The 19,734-nt window shown below is 42.1% G+C and carries 13 protein-coding genes and 4 tRNA genes; 5 read left to right on the top strand and 12 right to left on the bottom strand.

Annotation, left to right across the window (positions count from 1 at the left end; translation table 11 throughout):
• Positions 1-40: 40 nt before the first annotated feature.
• From H3V00_RS06290 to H3V00_RS06255, 8 genes are all read right to left on the bottom strand, one after another.
• Positions 41-2,863: a 2-oxoglutarate dehydrogenase E1 component gene (locus H3V00_RS06290; protein ID WP_025330880.1), complete on the bottom strand. Its 2,823-nt coding sequence runs from the start codon at positions 2,861-2,863 to the stop codon at positions 41-43.
• Positions 2,864-3,050: 187 nt separating this feature from the next.
• Positions 3,051-4,334, bottom strand: coding sequence for a citrate synthase (gene gltA / locus H3V00_RS06285; RefSeq protein ID WP_037476469.1), 1,284 nt, complete (start codon positions 4,332-4,334; stop codon positions 3,051-3,053).
• A gap of 78 nt (positions 4,335-4,412) precedes the next feature.
• Entirely contained in the window at positions 4,413-4,664 is a 252-nt protein-coding gene (locus tag H3V00_RS06280; protein ID WP_037395189.1) for a succinate dehydrogenase assembly factor 2, read from the bottom strand.
• The gene (locus H3V00_RS06275; RefSeq protein WP_025330883.1) at positions 4,664-5,368 is read right to left on the bottom strand and encodes a succinate dehydrogenase iron-sulfur subunit; all 705 of its coding nucleotides are present in this window, start codon (positions 5,366-5,368) and stop codon (positions 4,664-4,666) included. Before H3V00_RS06275 ends, H3V00_RS06280 begins: the two co-directional genes overlap by 1 nt.
• 12 nt (positions 5,369-5,380) lie before the next feature.
• Complete coding sequence (gene sdhA, locus H3V00_RS06270) at positions 5,381-7,150, bottom strand: succinate dehydrogenase flavoprotein subunit (protein WP_232335939.1); 1,770 nt, start codon at positions 7,148-7,150, stop codon at positions 5,381-5,383.
• Between the two features lie 2 nt (positions 7,151-7,152).
• Positions 7,153-7,500, bottom strand: coding sequence for a succinate dehydrogenase, hydrophobic membrane anchor protein (gene sdhD / locus H3V00_RS06265; RefSeq protein WP_025330885.1), 348 nt, complete (start codon positions 7,498-7,500; stop codon positions 7,153-7,155).
• Positions 7,497-7,877 carry a succinate dehydrogenase, cytochrome b556 subunit gene (gene sdhC, locus H3V00_RS06260; protein WP_198206776.1) on the bottom strand — a complete coding sequence of 127 codons (381 nt, stop codon included), beginning with the start codon at positions 7,875-7,877 and terminating at the stop codon, positions 7,497-7,499. The genes sdhD and sdhC overlap by 4 nt, the downstream gene beginning before the upstream one ends.
• A 141-nt stretch (positions 7,878-8,018) precedes the next feature.
• Complete coding sequence (locus H3V00_RS06255) at positions 8,019-8,783, bottom strand: GntR family transcriptional regulator (RefSeq protein ID WP_172397395.1); 765 nt, start codon at positions 8,781-8,783, stop codon at positions 8,019-8,021.
• A 220-nt stretch (positions 8,784-9,003) separates the two neighbouring features.
• On the opposite strand from H3V00_RS06255, the gene H3V00_RS06250 reads away from it, so the two are divergent.
• The 4 genes from H3V00_RS06250 to argS all read left to right on the top strand — a co-directional run bounded on the left by H3V00_RS06250 (position 9,004) and on the right by argS (position 14,054).
• Complete coding sequence (locus H3V00_RS06250; RefSeq protein WP_025330888.1) at positions 9,004-9,981, top strand: malate dehydrogenase; 978 nt, start codon at positions 9,004-9,006, stop codon at positions 9,979-9,981.
• Between the two features lie 336 nt (positions 9,982-10,317).
• Positions 10,318-11,457 carry a homoserine O-acetyltransferase gene (locus H3V00_RS06245; protein WP_198206777.1) on the top strand — a complete coding sequence of 380 codons (1,140 nt, stop codon included), beginning with the start codon at positions 10,318-10,320 and terminating at the stop codon, positions 11,455-11,457.
• Entirely contained in the window at positions 11,454-12,050 is a 597-nt protein-coding gene (gene metW, locus H3V00_RS06240; protein WP_025330891.1) for a methionine biosynthesis protein MetW, read from the top strand. The genes H3V00_RS06245 and metW overlap by 4 nt, the downstream gene beginning before the upstream one ends.
• 282 nt (positions 12,051-12,332) lie before the next feature.
• The gene (argS, locus tag H3V00_RS06235; protein ID WP_198206778.1) at positions 12,333-14,054 is read left to right on the top strand and encodes an arginine--tRNA ligase; all 1,722 of its coding nucleotides are present in this window, start codon (positions 12,333-12,335) and stop codon (positions 14,052-14,054) included.
• A 403-nt stretch (positions 14,055-14,457) separates the two neighbouring features.
• On the opposite strand, the gene H3V00_RS06230 is transcribed toward argS, so the two are convergent.
• From H3V00_RS06230 to H3V00_RS06215, 4 genes are all read right to left on the bottom strand, one after another.
• A tRNA-Leu gene (locus tag H3V00_RS06230) sits at positions 14,458-14,542 on the bottom strand.
• 288 nt (positions 14,543-14,830) lie between these two features.
• Positions 14,831-14,906: transfer RNA gene (locus H3V00_RS06225), tRNA-Val, on the bottom strand.
• Between the two features lie 28 nt (positions 14,907-14,934).
• Positions 14,935-15,011 (bottom strand) — tRNA-Asp (locus H3V00_RS06220).
• Positions 15,012-15,043: 32 nt separating this feature from the next.
• Positions 15,044-15,119: transfer RNA gene (locus H3V00_RS06215), tRNA-Val, on the bottom strand.
• Between the two features lie 880 nt (positions 15,120-15,999).
• Between H3V00_RS06215 and H3V00_RS06210 the strand changes: the two genes are divergently transcribed.
• Positions 16,000-19,359, top strand: coding sequence for a PilC/PilY family type IV pilus protein (locus H3V00_RS06210; RefSeq protein WP_198206779.1), 3,360 nt, complete (start codon positions 16,000-16,002; stop codon positions 19,357-19,359).
• Positions 19,360-19,734 lie beyond the last annotated feature (375 nt).

Here is a 19,734-nt window from a genome sequence, read left to right as displayed (position 1 = left end):
GCCACCACTACAGTGGCCAGTTATTCATAACAGATTCGGATTACTTCAAGTCCAACGCATCATCAACCAGCTGTTTAAGCTGGGCAACGTGTTTACTCATGTAACCCACTGCTGGTGAGGCACTAGCCGGACGGCCTGCAAAAATAACCTTTTGCTTGCTACCAGCAATCTTTTCAATGCGATGGCGAATCTGGAACCAGGCACCCTGATTTCTCGGTTCTTCCTGAGCCCAAAGAATTTCAGTTGCATTAGGATAACGGCTCAGTTCAGCAGCCAGCTGTTCGTACGGGAACGGATATAACTGTTCTACGCGGATAATCGCAATGTCTTTACCCAGATCACGTTCAAGACGTGCTTTATTGATATCGTAGTAAACCTGTCCGGCACACAAAATCACACGCTTAACACTATTTTCATTACCTTCAACCTGATCGCCGATAACCGGGCGGAAAGTGTGGCCTTCAGTAAAGTCACTGAGCTGGCTCATGGATTCATTAAAGCGCAGCAGACGTTTAGACATGAAAATAACCAGTGGTTTACGGTATGGACGTAATACCTGACGGCGCAGCAGGTGGAACATCTGAGAAGCCTCAGACGGCATGACAACCTGAATATTCTCTTCAGAGCATAATTGCAACCAGCGTTCCAGACGACCAGAAGAGTGTTCCGGACCCTGACCATCGTAACCATGCGGCAGAATGACCGTCAGACCGCATAAACGTCCCCATTTGGTTTCACCGGAAGTGACAAACTGGTCAATGGCAACCTGAGCACCATTAGCAAAGTCGCCAAACTGCCCTTCCCAGATAACCAGCTGGTCAGGCGCACTGCAGGCAAATCCGTATTCATAAGCCAATACAGCTTCTTCATTCAGAATAGAATCAATTACTAAGAAAGAAGCCTGATTTTCGCTCAGATTACGCAATGGTACATAAGCACCGGCATCACTTTTTTCACGTTTCTGATCGTGCAGTACTGCATGACGGTGTGAGAAAGTACCACGACCGGAGTCCTCGCCGGAAATGCGTACACCATTACCATTAGTTACCAGACTGGCATAAGCCAGAGTTTCTGCCATACCCCAGTCTACCGGCTGCGTACCTTCTGCCATCGCCATACGACCGGCCAGCATTTTTTTCACCGTATTATGCGGAGTAAACCCTTCCGGCAATGCAGTAAATTTTTCAGCAAGACGTTTAATATCAGCAGCAGGAATACCGGTTTCAACCGGATGATTCCAGTGGGTACCCATATAAGGTGTCCAGTCTACTGCATACTTATGGTTATAATCAGTCAGAGTAGTCTGCTCAACATGCTCACCTTTATCCAGTGCATCACGGTAAGCCTGAATCAGTCCCTCAGCCTGTTCTTTGGTAATGACATTTTCACTTACCAGACGATCAGAATACAGAGAACGGGTGCCCGGATGCTGATGAATTTTGTTATACATCATTGGCTGAGTCAGCATCGGATCATCACCCTCGTTGTGACCCAGTTTACGGAAGCAGACAATATCCACCACCACGTCTTTACCGAAAGACTTACGGTAATCCATTGCCAGACCCATTACATAGCTAACAGCTTCAGGATCATCACCGTTCACATGGAAAATCGGCGCATCAACCATTTTAGCCAGATCTGTGCAGTAAACTGTAGAACGAGTGTCACGTAAATCAGAAGTCGTAAAACCAATCTGATTATTGATAACAATATGGATAGTACCGCCAGTAGTATAGCCGCGGGTTTGTGACAGATTGAAATTAGCCTGATTGACACCCAGACCAATAAATGCAGAATCACCATGAATCAATACCGGCAATACCGCATTACGACCGGATTCACCACGGCGTTTCTGCCGCGCACGTACTGCCCCTTCAACAACAGGGTTAACAATTTCCAGATGAGAAGGATTGAAAGCCAGTGAAACGTGTAAAGGGCCGTTACCGGTAGCCAGATCAGAAGTGAAACCCATATGGTATTTCACATCACCACTTGGCAGAGTAGTTGTATATTTACCCTCAAATTCGCTGAATAAATCACGGGGTTCTTTACCCAGAATATTTACCAGCACATTCAGGCGGCCGCGATGGGCCATGCCAATCATAACTTCTTCAACACCCTGACTACCACAGTGCTGAATCAGATAATCAAGGGCGACAATTGTACTTTCACCACCTTCAAGTGAAAAGCGTTTCTGACCGACATAACGGGTGTGCAAATAGCGTTCAAGCGTTTCAGCCGCAGTCAGCTGCTTCAGAATGCGACGTTTGTGTTCAGGCGTATAACTGGAAACTGATAAATCTTTTTCCACTCGCTCTTGTACCCAGTTGCGTTCATCCGGCCGGGTAATATGCATATACTCAACACCCACGGTGCTGCAATAAGTCTGATCCAGGCGGTTAATAATTTCAGATAAAGGCAGTTTAGGACTGCTTCCAAAATCGCTGCCGGTATAAAATTTAGTAGACATATCTGCCGCAGTCAGCCCGTATTGTGCCGGATCAAGTTCAGCCAGATATTCTTTAGGACGGCGTTTTAACGGATCCAGATTTGCATTACGCGCACCGAGTATACGATAAGCGTTCATCAGATTTAATACTGATACCTGCTTCTGCAATACATTTAAATCAACACTACCCTGAGTAGCAGCATGCTGTCTGGACAGATTAACAAAAGATTCCTGAATCGGTAATTGCGGTATATCCTTGGCAACATAGCCCGGTAATGCAGCTACTTTGTCAAAATAATCTTTCCAGTATTCGTCAACTGAATCACGATCCTTTAGGTAGCTCTCGTAAAGCTCCTCAATATAAGGAGCATTGGCACCATATAAATAAGAAAGATTGGTTTGTTCTTCCATCATGGTAAAAATCCTTTTTACCTCAAACTAATAAAACAGGAATATCACTATCCCCTACCAATAAAGAATCGATTGCCGATTCCAGATTACCGCATATCAACATACCGATTCCAGATCACCACGCATAAGCATGGTGATGAAGCATCAGTATGCTTCAGGCAGCAATAAAGCTGCCTGAATACATAAATAACTAGCGTTTATCCACCGGGAGATAATCGCGCCGACCGGAGCCTGTATACAGCTGACGCGGGCGACCGATTTTCTGATTCGGATCAGCTATCATTTCGTGCCAGTGTGATACCCAGCCTACTGTACGTGCCAGTGCAAACAGCACGGTAAACATAGTTACCGGAATACCTAAAGCACTCAGCACAATACCGGAGTAAAAATCCACGTTCGGATAAAGCTTGCGTTCAACAAAATAAGGATCTTCAAGCGCAATTTTTTCCAGAGCCATTGCCAGCTTGAATTTAGGGCTATCATGCAATCCCAGTTCTTTTAACACTTCATCACATGTCTGCTTCATGATTTTGGCACGCGGATCCATATTTTTGTACACGCGATGTCCAAAACCCATCAGACGATAACGCTTTTCTTTAACTCCCTGCATAAATTCTTCAACGCGGGACACATCACCAATTTCATCCAGCATTTTTAATACTGCTTCATTGGCACCACCATGAGCAGGTCCCCACAGGCAGGCAATCCCGGCAGCAATACATGCAAACGGATTTGCCCCAGAAGAACCGGCAATGCGTACTGTGGAAGTAGATGCATTCTGCTCATGATCCGCATGCAAAATGAAAATCCGGTCTAAAGCACGTTCAAGCACAGGATTAACAACATAATCCTCAGTTGGTTTAGCAAACATCATATGCAGGAAATTACCGGTATAAGTCAGATTGTTCCGCGGATAATTAAATGGCAATCCTTTTGAGTAGCGGTAACACATAGCTGCGAGAGTCGGAATCTTGGCAATCATGCGGTATTCCGCAATTCGGCGGTGTTCAGGATTATTGATATCCAAACTGTCCTGATAGAATGCAGCCAGTGCACCTACTACCCCGACCATCATTGACATCGGATGAGCATCACGACGAAAACCCCTGAAAAACCAGGTTAATTGTTCATGCACCATATTATGGCGCAAAACACCCAGTTCAAATTTCTGCTTTTCGACTGCATCAGGTAATTCACCATATACGAGCAGATAGCATGTTTCCAGATAATCACTGTGTTCAGCCAGCTGCTCAATAGGATATCCCCGATAATATAACTGCCCCTTTTCACCATCAATGAAAGTGATTTTGGATTCGCAGGATGCGGTTGAAGTAAACCCGGGATCAAACATAAATGTCCCGGTCTCACCATACAGTTTACGAATGTCCACTACATCCGGACCCAAACTGCCAGACAAAACCGGCATCTCAAAAGGCTCTTGCCCCTCAATGCTCAGTATAGCTTTCTTAGTCATCCATAACTCCTTAATTTTCAATTTTTCTATTTAAATAAACTAAACTTAAATACGTTAATAAAAGCAAAGTATTTACAACTACTGAGCCTGCCTGATTTTAGCCAGAACAGGCTCAAATTCAGAGTCAGTACAACCCTCAGACTGATTGATTAACGCCAGAATTTCCGGATCAGGCAAATCCATTAACGCCACAAACACAGCTAACTCTTCATTAGATAACTGATCAAAAGCATGTGTCATAAACCGGCCAAGAATAATATCCAGTTCCAGTAAACCGCGTCGGGTTAGCCAGCGTATGCGACGTTTAGCATTATCATCAAAATCCTGCATCAGATAGCTCTTCTCAACATTAAATCTTTAATCTTACCGATAGCACGAGTCGGATTCAGATGTTTAGGGCAAACATCCACACAATTCATGATCGTATGACAACGGAACAGACGGTAAGGATCATTAAGATTGTCCAAACGTTCATTGGTGCGTGTATCACGAGTATCAGCAATAAAGCGGTAAGCATTCAGCAAACCTGAAGGACCAACAAACTTGTCAGGATTCCACCAGAAAGAAGGACATGAAGTAGAACAGCAGGCACACAGAATACATTCATATAAACCGTCCAGCTCTTTACGCTCAGCCTGTGACTGCAGACGTTCACGTGTCGGAGCAGCTGTATCATTGATCACATAGGGTTTAATTGAATGGTATTGATTGAAGAACTGAGTAAAATCAACAATTAGATCACGGATAACCGGCAAAGCAGGTAACGGTTTTAACACTATCGGCTGTTTCAGACTGCGAATATCAGTCAGACATGCCAGACCATTTTTACCATTAATATTCATACCATCAGAACCGCAAATACCTTCGCGGCAGGAACGGCGGAATGACAAACTGTCATCCTGCGCTTTAAGTTTAATCAGCGCATCCAACAGCTTTACATCAGTCGGTTCAATTTCGAGTTCATAATCTTTCATGTACGGCTTATCATCCACATCGGGATTATAGCGGTACACCTGGAAGCGGATTTTTTCCATCTTGATAGTTCCTTAGTAAACGCGTTCAGCTGGTTTTATGTATTCCACACTCAGAGGTTTAGTGTGTACTGGTTTATATTCCAGATGCTGATCTTCAGCGTAGTACAATGTGTGTTTCATCCAGTTTTCATCATCACGGTTCGGATGATCATCGGAAGCATGTGCTCCGCGTGATTCTTTACGTGCCTCAGCAGAAACCAGGGTCGCCTGAGCCACTTCAATCAGATTATCCAGCTCCAGCGCTTCCAGCCGTGCAGTATTCCAAACCTTACTCTTATCGTGAATCTGGGTTTTGGCTACACGTTCGGCAATTTCATTGATTTTTTCAATTCCTTCTTTCAGCAGAGCATCTGTACGGAATACCCCGGCATGTGACTGTACACACCGCTGCAAATCATTACGTACTTCAGATACCTCTTCACCATTAGTCTGATTTTCCAGACGGCTCAGACGTGCAAGTGTTTTTTCACCAACATCTGCCGGCAACTCACGGTGTGCTACCTGCTTTTTGATGTAGTCAATCATATGATCGCCGGCTGCTTTCCCGAACACAACAAGGTCAAGTAAAGAATTGGTACCCAGACGGTTTGCACCATGCACTGAAGCACAGGCACATTCACCTGCTGCATAGAAACCGGGAACTGGAGCTTCCAGATCATCACCTTTGGCCATTACCACCTGACCATGATAATTAGTAGGAATACCGCCCATCATATAGTGGCAGGTCGGAACCACCGGAATCGGATCTTTAATTGGGTCCACACCGGCAAATTGAATGGAAATCTCGCGGATGCCCGGCAGTTTTTCCATAATTTTTTCTGCGCCAAGATGGTCCACTTTCAGCAGTACATGGTCTTTATTTTTACCTACTCCACGGCCTTCATGAATTTCAATAGCCATTGCACGGGACACCACATCACGACAGGCCAGATCTTTTACAGTTGGCGCATAACGTTCCATAAAACGCTCGCCCTCACTGTTAAGCAAAATTCCGCCTTCACCACGCACACCTTCAGTAATCAGCACCCCGGCACCCGCCACACCAGTAGGATGGAATTGCCAGAACTCCATGTCTTCCAGAGGAATGCCTGCACGGGCAGCCATACCCAGACCATCACCAGTATTCATATAGGCATTGGTAGAAGAAGCATAGATACGTCCGGCACCGCCAGTAGCAAAAAGTACAGCCTTTGCATGCAAAATGAAAACTTCACCCGTTTCCATTTCCATTGCAATAACCCCAATTACCACACCTTCTGAATCCCGAATCAGATCCAAAGCAGCCCATTCCACAAAAAACTGAGTTTCTGCAAGCACATTTTGCTGATATAAGGTATGCAGCATTGCATGACCGGTACGGTCTGCCACTGCACAGGCACGTTCTACAGCACGTTTACCAAACTCAGCAGTATGTCCGCCAAACGGGCGCTGATAAATTTTGCCGGATTCAACTCGGTCAAACGGCATACCCATATGTTCAAGTTCAACTACAGCATCAGGAGCGCGGCGTGTCATGAATTCGATTGCATCCTGATCACCCAGCCAGTCGGAACCTTTAACGGTATCGTACATATGCCAGTTCCAATGGTCTTCCTGTACATTACCCAGCGAAGCAGAAATCCCGCCCTGGGCAGCTACCGTATGAGAACGGGTTGGAAAAACCTTAGACAGCACTACTGTATTTAAACCTGCTTTAGATAATTGCAGAGCGGCACGAAGCCCTGCACCACCGCCGCCTACGATTACGGCATCAAAACGACGTATCGGCAAACTCTTGGGCATATTCATGCTACCCCCCAAATCACTTTAACAGAATAAATCAGACAGCCAACCAGCCACAGGATAGTGGCAACATGCAAAAACAGGCGCAAACCTGCTGGTTTGATATAGTCCATCCACAAATCACGTATACCAACCCATGCATGCAATACCAGTGCCAGCACAAAAATCTGTGTTATCAGACGAACCCACGTCTGAGCAAAGAAACACTGCCATTCCTGATAACTATGCGGTAAACAGATAATCATAATTAAAAACAAGACTGAGTACACCAGCATGATTACTGCCGTGATACGCTGCATAATCCAATCGCGCAGACCATAGTGCGCGCCGGCTAATTTACGATCAATCATGATAACAAGCACGCTCCATAAATAATAACGGACAATACAATTGCACAAATAACCACCGCTTTAGCCGAAGCGCGTGCCGTTTTTAGTTCTGTACCTTTATGAATATCCATAAACAAAAAGCGCACACCGGCCAGACTGTGGTAAACATATGCCAGCAAAAGAACAAAAAAAATGCACTTCACCATAGGATGATGCACAAGCTCTTGATAAGTATTGAACGCAGATTCATGGGAAAGCGTACCTGAAAACAGCCATAAAAACAGCGGAATACAGATAAATAGCGCGATACCGCTAAAACGATGAAAAATAGACACAATACCCGGAATGGGTAATCGTATCTTTTGTATATCCAGATACACTGGCCTTTCTTTTTGCATCGGTGACTCCTCTTGTATTATTAGAAGATATAAACTCAAAACCAGCGACCAAAGCCGCACCCAACCGAAATTTACTGCAATTGACCCAGTTTTTAACAAACAGGCAACATTACTACACACCAATTATTTACAATACTGGCATCAGTACTCAGCAGAGCTGCCACTTAGTTGCAAAGACTGATTTCCAAGTTGTAAATAACGCCGGCGCCATTCATAAGGAACACCGTCGACACTCTGGCTCAAACGCCCGATACAAAGGGCATGCGAAGCCATATCTGCCTTCAACAGTCTGGCAATCTCAGGACGCAGAACTGTCTGCCAAAGCCATTGTCGCGAAGTATCCATCAAAACATCATACTCAAGCAACAAAAAAGCATAAAAACTACGGCGGCGGCGCATAAAACGTACATTTAAATCCTGCAATAACGCAACAGGTAAAAATAATTCATCCACCGCCACTTCAATATAACCGGTACGCCATAGCAGCATAATTTTCCATACCGGTTCTGCGATTTTTATACCTAACTGCATAGCAGTTTCTTCATCCGCAACAGCAACAGTCACACTCAGAACTTCAGCTACCGGCCAAACCTGCTCAGTTTTAGCTTGTTGCAATACCGGAATTTCAGTAAAAGGATAATATCCCCAGTCCCAGTTTTGCTGGGTAACAAAGGTTCCTACCCCCTGATAACGCTGCAGAATACCCCGCGCGGCCAGTTCACTCAGACCTTTACGCACGGTTCCCTGACTTACATTCCACTGCCTGGCCAGATCCCATTCACTAGGCAAAGGCTGACCAGGCTTGAAATCACCATCAGCAAGCAAATGAAAAACCCGCTGCATTACAGACTGGTATAAAGGAATGTGTCTTTTAAGCGAACTGATTTTAAATCTATTGTACGACATTTCAAACTCATGTAAATAAAGTCTTATATAAGACATAAGATAACACAGAAAAACTCACTTAATATTCTCAAAAAAGCATCAATCTATTACTTCAATTAATTTAATTTTGAAAATAATTTTGCTATCATACAGCTCAAATTCTTGTAGTACAGACATATTAAATACCTTTAAGACAAGAAAAAATATTTATAGTCGTGTTTTTATTTTAAGAGGATATGTTATGAAAAAACCTGTACGCATTGCCGTGACGGGTGCTACCGGTCAGATTGGTTATGCTTTACTGTTCCGGATTGCCAGCGGTGATATGCTGGGAGCTGATACTCCGGTTATCCTGCAATTGCTTGATTTGCCTCAGTCGCAAACTGCTGCCCAGGGGGTAATGATGGAATTACAGGATTGCGCATTTCCCCTGCTCACCGATATGTTTGCGACTCATGATCCTGAAGTGGCATTCAAAGATGCAGATATAGCTATCCTCGTCGGTGCACGTCCGCGCAGTAAAGGTATGGAACGCAGCGACTTATTACAGGCCAATGCCGAAATCTTCAAAACACAGGGTGCAGCACTGAATAAAGTGGCCAGCCGCGATGTGAAAGTCCTTGTTGTAGGTAATCCTGCCAATACCAATGCTTATATCGCCATGAAGTCTGCCCCTGATTTACCGGCAAAAAATTTTACCGCACTGATGCGTCTGGATCAGAACCGCGCACTTAGTCAGCTGGCAGAAAAAATTAATAAACCAGTAAGCAAAATAAAACAGCTGTGTGTATGGGGAAATCACAGTCCTACCATGTACACTGATTACCGCTTTGCCCGGATAGATAATGAAAACGTAGCAGAAATGATTAATGATCAGGACTGGTATGTAAAAGAGTATTTGCCTAAAGTAGGCAAACGCGGATCAGCCATCATTGAAGCCCGTGGTCTGTCTTCTGCTGCCAGTGCCGCCAATGCAATTATCGATCAGATTCATGACTGGGTAATCGGCAGTAATGGAGAATGGGTTACTATGGGCGTACCCTCAGACGGTTCTTATGGCATCCCGGAAGAAATAGTATTCGGCTTTCCCATGACTTGTGAAAATGGCGAGTACACTATTGTCCAGGATTTACCTATTGATGAATTCAGTCAGCAGCGTATTAATCAGACACTGGCTGAACTTGAAGAAGAAAAAGCAGAAGTGAGCAGCTTACTTTAAATACTGAAAATATCTCTGGCCGGCCTGAAACATCAGACCGGCTTTTTTATCACCTGTTTGTATTAATGCTGATTAATACAAGATAGATTTAAATACAAATATCAGCAATATTAGCGAACTAATTACTATCAACACCAGTGCCAGACAGTTTACCCAGTATCCGAGCGTCTGTTTTTGCTGCCTTCCGAGTAAATACTTAAGCAAAACACCCAATAACATTACAAAAAGAAACAGACGCAGCAAACGGCCTATCATTTATTTTCCAAAACACGTTATATCTGTGCAAACCAGACAAAGTCGTTATAATGCCAGTTTTCTATTCTTTTAACTAATCTTATGAAAGAAATAGACAGCATTGGCATTGTAACCCCGCAAAAGTGGTCTTTTGACAGCCCGCTCACCCTGCAAAACGGTTGTGTTCTGCCCCGGTTTGAATTAATGATTGAAACCTACGGCACACTTAATGCAAACAAAAGTAATGCGGTATTAATATGTCATGCCCTGTCAGGAAATCACCATGTAGCGGGTTACCATAGTAAAAATGATAAACACCCCGGCTGGTGGGATAATATGATTGGTCCGGGAAAACCTGTTGATACCAATCGTTTTTTTGTTGTCGGCTTAAATAATCTGGGAGGCTGTCACGGCAGCACCGGGCCGTTGAGTATCAATCCGGACACAGGAAAAGCTTACGGCGCTGATTTTCCGATGGTAACCGTAAAGGACTGGGTAGAAAGTCAATCTATGCTGGCCGACCGCTTCGGCATTGATAAATGGGCTGCGGTTATGGGCGGAAGTCTGGGTGGAATGCAGGCACTACAATGGGCAATCGACAAACCGCAACGCCTGAGACATGCATTGATTATTGCCTCAGCTCCACGATTATCTACCCAAAATATTGCCTTTAATGATGTAGCCAGACAAGCCATTCTTACCGATCCGGATTTTTGTCAGGGACAATACGCGCAACAGCAGAAAATTCCACGACGAGGTTTGCGTATCGCTCGCATGATGGGACACATTACCTATCTGGCAGAAGACGGATTGGGTAAAAAATTCGGGCGCCAGATGCGACAACCAAACTACCAGTATGATTACAACGTTGAATTTGAAGTTGAATCCTATCTTCACTATCAGGGCGATAAATTCGCTGAAGTGTTCGATGCCAATAGTTATTTACTGATGACAAAAGCACTTGATTATTTTGATCCGGCGCGTGATTATGATGGTAATCTGGTAGCCGCAGTATCGGCAATTCAGGCAAAAATACTGATAGCCAGCTTCAGCAGCGACTGGCGTTTTTCACCCAGACGCTCACAGGAATTACTCGATACTTTGGTAGCAGCCAACAAACCCGTGCAATATATTGCTCTTAAATCAGCTCACGGACATGATGCCTTTTTAATGGAAGATGCTGATTATCAGGCGGCTATCCGCATTTATTTCAACAATATTGCCACTGAACTAACACAATGAACATATCATCAGTACCACTGCGTGATGACCTGCAAATGATTTTCGACTGGATTACACCCAATAGTCGTGTACTGGATTTAGGCTGCGGAGACGGAGAACTGCTGGCCGCACTAGTCAAACACAAAAATTGTCAGGGATATGGATTAGAAATTAATACCAATAGCGTATTAGCTGCTATGCAACGTGGCATCAACGTAATACAGGCTGATCTGGAAGCCGGTTTGCAACATTTTAATGATAACAGCTTTGACATTATCGTTTTGAGCCAAACCATTCAGTCTATGCAAAATACGGAAAACATCCTGCAGGAAATGAAACGAGTCGCCGCAGAAGCTATTGTCACCTTTCCCAATTTCGGCTACTGGCGCAACCGCCTGCAAATCGCACTGGGCGGACATATGCCGGTATCCGAACGCATGCCCTATCAATGGTATAACACCCCGAACATTCATTGGTGCACCCTTCAGGATTTTGATAAATTATGTGCCAAAAATCATTTAAAAATTTTGCAACGAGCAGTAATGAGCGGAAATAAACGCATTTCCCTCTGGCCAAACTTGCTTGGTAGTCTGGCCTTTTATCGCGTAGGCTGATCATCACACAGTTAAAGTATACCGGCTGGTATCCGGTATACTTTAACAACATTATCCATTTACACACTAAAAACGCACAAATCATATTCAGCATAAATCAGCTAATCTGATTGATAATTACCAATCTATTTATCTATATAGTATTCTTATATAGCCACAAAAAAATTTTCTTAACTAATTTAGGCATTATTCCCGTCAAGTCTGTTTATTCATTGTGCTGCGCTAATGCGATTTACGCTTATTTATGCGAAAATTAGCCATTTTCCTATTTATCAGACCAACATGAAATTACATCAACTAGTTGCAGCTGAAGTTGAACAAGCATTTAGCGCAAACGGGCTCATAGACCAGCCAATTATTCTGCAACCAGCCAAAAATCGTGACTTTGGCGATTATCAGATTAACGGCGTCATGGGTGCCGCCAAAAAAACCAGACAAAACCCTCGCGAACTGGCACAAAAAGTTGCCGATGCATTACAGCAGAACCCACTGATTGCCACAGCAAGAGTTGCCGGCCCTGGTTTTATTAACTTAAAACTTCGCCCTGAAAAACTGGCACAATATATTAAGACCTCATTGCAGGATGAGCATCTGGGCATTGCCAGAAACAGCAAGCCACAAACAATAGTTATAGATTACTCATCACCCAATCTGGCTAAAGAAATGCACGTAGGTCATTTACGCTCCAGCATCATAGGAGACAGCCTTAACCGGGTACTTACTTTTCTCGGACATAAAGTTATTGCCCAAAATCATGTAGGTGACTGGGGCACACAATTTGGTATGTTGGTCGCCTACCTGATAGAACAACAGCAAAACGGGCGTGCAGATCTCGAACTAGCGGATTTAGAACAATTCTATCGTAATGCCAAAGTACGTTTTGATGAAGATAAAAACTTTGCTGACACAGCACGTGATTACGTAGTTAAACTTCAAAGCGGAGATGCCAGCGTACTGGCATTGTGGCAACAGTTTGTACAGACCTCTTTGCAACATGCTCAGGCGGTCTATAAAAAACTTGGCCTAAAACTCTTACCAGCCGATGTAACCGGCGAGTCATTTTACAATGACCAATTACAATCAACAGTGAATGAACTTCTTGCCAAAGGTATTGCCGTTAACAGTGATGGCACTAAAGTTGTTTTTCTGGATGAATTTAAAAATCAGGATAATGAACCGGCAGCATTTATTATTCAGAAAAAAGATGGCGGATTCCTGTATGCCAGCACCGATTTAGCCTGCCTGCGTTACCGCATTAATACCTTGCACGGCAACAGATTGTTATATGTTGTGGATGCGCGCCAAAGCCTGCACTTTGATGAATTATTTACAGTTGCCCGTAAAGCCGGCTGGCTGCCTGATACCGTGCATGCGGAACATGTACCTTTCGGTACCATGATGGGTAAAGACGGCAAACCGTTTAAAACCCGTAGCGGTGACACAGTAAAATTAATGGATTTACTAAACGAAGCTGTAACACGTGCATCTGCTCTGGTTGCCAGCAAAAATCCTGAACTGAGCGCCGATGAAATCGCACATATAGGTGAAGTCGTAGGCATAGGTGCCGTAAAATATGCAGATTTAAGCAAAAATCGTACCAGTGATTACATATTCGACTGGGACAGCATGCTCTCTTTCGAAGGCAATACTGCTCCTTACTTACAATATGCCTATACCCGCGTGCAAAGTGTTTTTCGCAAAGCAGGTACCTGGGATAACAATGCTGCGATCACTCTGAACGAAGCCATGGAACAGCAACTGGCTGTAGAATTACTTAAATTTGAAGATGTTCTGAATAGTGTTGCCAATACCTCTTATCCGCACTATCTCGCCGCTTATCTGTATCAGATTGCTACCCTGTTCAGCCGCTTTTATGAAGCCTGCCCAATACTGAAAGCAGACGAAGCCACTCGCAACAGCCGGTTGCAGCTCACCAGCCTTACCGGCAAAACCCTGCAACAGGGTCTGGCATTATTAGGTATAGATACACTTGAAACCATGTAACTAAAACAAACATATCAGCAAAATAAAAATGCACCATTTAAATTTATATAATGGTGCATTTTTTTCAACTGGCAAATCAGCCCAACATCAGTCAGATAATATCTACAATATACTGTTTCAAATCGTACCTATTGATAAATATTATTTATCCGTAAACCATACCATACGCATAAACTATATATCTGTATCAATACCTGTCAATAAAAGCTAATAACAGATATAAATTGAATTAATTTAACTACGAATTCAGGTAAATTCGAATATCATGCCAATGATATTTATACTTAAAATACAAAATTGACAGCAGATAAAAAATTTCTAAGTAGTTTTTAGTTAGTATTTAGACAGACTGAGTAGAAATAAAAAAAGATATCTTAGCTTATAAGATATCTTTAAAATTCGATGGTGCGGATAAAGAGACTCGAACTCTTACGCCTTTCAGCGCCAGAACCTAAATCTGGTGCGTCTACCAATTTCGCCATATCCGCAATCAATCAGTAAAAGATTGAGCGATGAATTATAGGTTAGTTTGCAAATTGTGCCAAGTGAAATATCTTAAGCATATACAGACAGATGCAAATAAGCTGTGAGTGAACATTAATAACTAGGGGTTTCTGATTGCATATACCCAGTAATAACAGTCTGAATATCACAAACTGATAATCGACTATGAATGCCACCAGCACAGATAGTTTGATTGCATACAAAAAACAGCAAACAAATAGCCCATTAACAATCAAGAATTTAATTAAATCAGAAATCAGGAGAAAAAATATTGGTGGGTGATGACGGAGTCGAACCGCCGACATTCTGCTTGTAAGGCAGACGCTCTACCAACTGAGCTAATCACCCCTAAGAGAGAAAACAGCAATTATGAAATTGGCGCGGCGGACGGGGCTCGAACCCGCGACCCCCGGCGTGACAGGCCGGTACTCTAACCAACTGAGCTACCACCGCGCAAGTTTTATGCAATGCATAAAACAGAAAACTGGTGGGTGATGACGGAGTCGAACCGCCGACATTCTGCTTGTAAGGCAGACGCTCTACCAACTGAGCTAATCACCCTGTGCTGTCGAGGCGCGTATTTAATCACAGAGTAAGAAACACAGCAAGCCCTTTTTATTGCAATGTTGCACATTTTTTTTAGTTTACTGTTTTTTAAATTTAAATTTTAGGGCACTTGAAACTTGTTATTGATTAACCAATAGCATGGGTTAGATGCCCTGTTTGATTCAGATATTCAATATATAAAATTCTGTTCCTTTCCCTATTATCTCTATATTGAAAGTGGAAAACGATATTCTATATACCTGCAAAACAAACCAAGGCATATAGAACTTTTGTTATATCAAACAATACTTTCATATTCACCTAAAATTAAAAAAAATATATAAAACCAAATACAATATTTACAGCAACAAACGCTTATTATCATATTCTAAGCAATAAAATTGCTAAAAATCTATAAAATTAATTTTAAAATAAATTATTCACATTGAAATAATGATTTTAAATATTTATTAAATAAAAATAAAAAATTATTTATATAAAATTAAATAGCAATTTATAATAATAAAAATAGATAAAGAGCAATAATTAAGAATTTTACGCTAACTTATCAGCATAAACTAATCAAAGTTAATCAATCTTCTTCTAAAATAAACTATAGATTTTAATTTTTCAGATTTAAACTTTAATAGCATAAAATTGCTAAATAAGTTATTTAGCATATTAATGCCGTCGGTATTGAATCAGAAGCATGACTGAGAGCTTTCCTGAGTAACTATTACCGGAAAGTTAAATATAACCCTTTATTTGAATCTTTATATTTTCTCTGACAATCAGCTGCACATTCATATTTTATTTTCTGTCTGTCACATAAAAAGCTTAATTGCCTAAGAATTTACTAAAAGTAAGCAACAGATGCTACTGAATAAGGAATTCCATGAAAAAACAAAAAGATAAATTCCAAATTACCGGAGCAAAACACATCACATCCGGTCGAACCTTGTGCTGCACAGTCCTGGGCTTTTTTAATCTTTTTGCTATTCCGTCAGCTTTGGCTGCGGCAAATATCTTTGCTGATATTCCGCTGCATCTGCAAAGTAAATCCATTACTACTTCGTCATATAGCGTTAAACCCAATGTTACCTTTTACATCGATGATTCAGGCAGTATGTCTATGAACATCGTACCGATTACCTATAAATGTCGGGTGAGTAAATGGATTCCCAATCCGGATGGTAAAGGGGGCAAATGGCCACCATTTGGTAGTTATGAATACGGATTTACAGAAAAACCCAAAAATACCTCAGAAGTCAGATATAGCTGTGATACCTACCGGCGTATTGATTCCGTTAAAGAAGTACTGACAGATATCATCGAAAAATATCATGATGATATGTACTTTGCATTTCGCCCGATGTGCGGCACCGGTGACCAGAAAAAATTCAATAAATTTTATGACACTTCTGATCCGGCCAATTATGAAAGCATGCTAAATAACATCAAAAAACTGGAGACACCATGCGACACCCCCACTACACGCCAGTTTCCTGTTATTGCGCGCAATCTGGTAATAAACAAACTGAAATATCGCTGCCAAAAATCCTATATTATTTTGCTAAGTGATGGTGAAGCTGATAATACATATTCTATTTCAGATAAAAATTTCACCAAAAATACAGATTCACGCTACGATAGCTACTTTGATCGGGATTTTGAAACTAATAACGATCGCTTAAATTTTCTTGCCCGCAATCACAATACCAATAAACCGCTGCGTCTGAAATACTATACAGACAGGCTCAATAACTATAACTTTGGTGACTACATCTACACCAGTGATTACTATAGCTCAACCGGTAAATCCATTAATGCCTCACCAGTGCGGAAAAAAACTGATGATGCGGGTCAGCCGTGGAATGAAGTTGATCCAAAAACAAAAAAACGTTTCCGCCAAACTGCACAAACATTCACCATCGGAGTAGGTCTCGGGCAGCGTAATACAAATGAAGCCAAAATCGCCATTCCTTATCTGGAAAATGCCGCAACACCAAGTGGCGAATACAATGAAACAACCAACCCTGACGGACGTTTCTTTAACGCCAATTCCCGTGATGAAATTATCAGCGCTTTTGAAAAAATATTTAAAACCATCAAAGGAGAAATGACCGCATCAACCATTCAGACTACTACAACAGCTCCGACTGTAGCCATTTCCAATACCAACCTGAGCAATCTGTCGATTACCGCCAAGGTTGAAACCGGTTCATGGAGCAGCAGGATTTGTATTTACGATATCAATACCAAAAATGACAGCAGCTCATGCCCGATGCAGCCTACATACGGCAACCGGCAGTTATTGCTTAATGATGGTAAATATACACATCTCTTTAACGAAAGCCTGAACAGCTTTAATAACAGCACATTTAAAATCAGCAACAATAATAAAAATCGTAATGAATGGCACGATGGCTTACTAGCATGGCTAAACCGTTCACTTACTGCGGATACTCAGAAAAAAAATGAATTTGTATTGGATTATCGTACCCGCCGCTCTTTGCCAGACTTCGGGAATACGCGGGATTTAGGAGATATTATAGATAATCCGATTCTTACAGCCGGCAATATAGAAAATAACCGCCAGCGGTATCTGATTACATCAGCTAATGATGGAATGGTCTATGTTTTCCGCTCAAGCAATAATTCCAAATTTCCTTATGATTTAAAATTTAATTACATGCCAATGGGGATTGAAAGGCAGAGTAATGACGGTTCTGATCTGGTTGCTCACTATTACAAGGATTTAACCAGCAAAAACTATGGTGCTAATGATAATTTTCCTCATCGTTTCCTGCTTAACGGAGGCATGACGGTACAACAGACAGATGGCAGCAACGGGCGACCACAGCAGATATTTATGGTTTCTGCCCTCGGGCAAGCGGGACGAGGCGCGTTTGCCATCAATATCGGCGGAAACGACATTATTACCGGCAGGCCATTAGCCGGAGACAACATGCAATCGCCTAGCTGGTATGAAGATGTTTTCCTGTTCCAGACACCCAGCGGAAAAAACAATCAGTTTGGTTATACTGTCGGTACACCTGCCATTGCAAGAGTGCGGGTCAATTCAAATATTAATGCCTCAGATTCATCTATTACAGACCATATACGTCAGGCTGCATTTATCAGCAATGGCTATAACTACTCCCCGTCCCTGGCTCAGGATATCACAGCCAAACCCTCACCTGAATCAGCTTTATATATTTACGACATACTGGGAATAGATGTAGGCACTCAGGCCTATACTCATACCGGCAGCAAAAAAGGAGATTTAATTGCCAAACTGGTTGCTCCTAATGGCAGCGGCGGCCTTTCCAGCCCGACAGTTATCGATATAAACGGAGACGGCGTAGCTGATATTGTCTATGCAGGTGATTATCAGGGTAATTTGTACCGGTTTGACTTACGCGCCCCTAATCCGTCAAAGTGGAAAGTGTATAAAATCTTTACTGCTGATGGCCCCATCACTTCAGCCCCCGGAGTATTTCTTCTTAAAGCAAAAGGAGCACAGCATACAAACAGCGAAATACCAACAGCAATTGTTACTTTTGGCACAGGTAGCGATATTTATCAGTCAGACCTGACAAATAAAGATCGGCAAAGTGTATACGGTATTTATGATGATCTGAGCCAGCCGGAAGTGCACGAAATCAGCAAAAGCAGTCTGGTAAAACAAGAATTTATTCAAATTGGCGATTACCGTTTACTGAGTAACTATCCGCAAAACCCGGCAGTTCATCGAGGCTGGTATTTTAATCTCAAAGAAAACACCGGTGAGCGTGTAGTATCCAAACCGATAATTGTTTCTTATGCTGGCGCAGTGCTATCGCGCACTTATAATGTAGAAAAAGAAAATAAACTGCCTGATCCGTGCAAAATTACTTCTGTCGTCCAGCGTAACTCCGTTACCACCGGTAAAATTCAGTTTAATGTAAAAACCGGGGGCGCATTACAAAGCACAGATCCGAATTTTGTCTTTGATGAAGCAGCGCCAGCTGGCAGTAGCGTGAGTACGGAAGGACCTTTTAGTTTTACCGTTTCAGGCAATAATAATATCGATATCGGCGGCTCATATACCCAAAAACCATTAACTGAAAAATCTCCTCCGGTGGAAAACTGCTCGCGTGCCGCCGTGATAGCAGCGACAACAGACGGGAATAAATTAACTATTAATGTTCCGCGTTGTCCGATCATAATTCACCGGATTTCATGGCGTGAAATAAAAGAAAGTTATCTTTAATCAAACTTATATTAATTACAATTTTTTAATTTATTTAGCCGATTAAGCTATATAGTTTAATCGGCATTTTTATAACAAATATACAAAATACCAATAAATTCGGTTCAATCAGAAAACATTCCTTTTATGTAGCCAAATAAAATTAATATTTTTTTTAAAATTTTAATTTTTAGATACATACATAATTATATAAAGTCAATTTAAGAGAAATATTATGTATATAAACCACAGATTTAATTACACAATGAAATACATTTCAATTTTATTGACTTATAGATTATTTTTACTTATATTATCAAACAATATAACATTAAAATTCGTATGTTGATTTTAGCGAAATTTAATTTTCGCCTGAATCTATTTAACATCTATTAT

Origin of the sequence: Snodgrassella sp. W6238H11 (assembly GCF_016100525.1) — a bacterium.
Lineage (GTDB): Bacteria > Pseudomonadota > Gammaproteobacteria > Burkholderiales > Neisseriaceae > Snodgrassella > Snodgrassella alvi.
The sequence above is the reverse complement of the archived record's forward strand: the minus strand, read 5'-3'. Positions and strand labels throughout refer to the sequence as shown.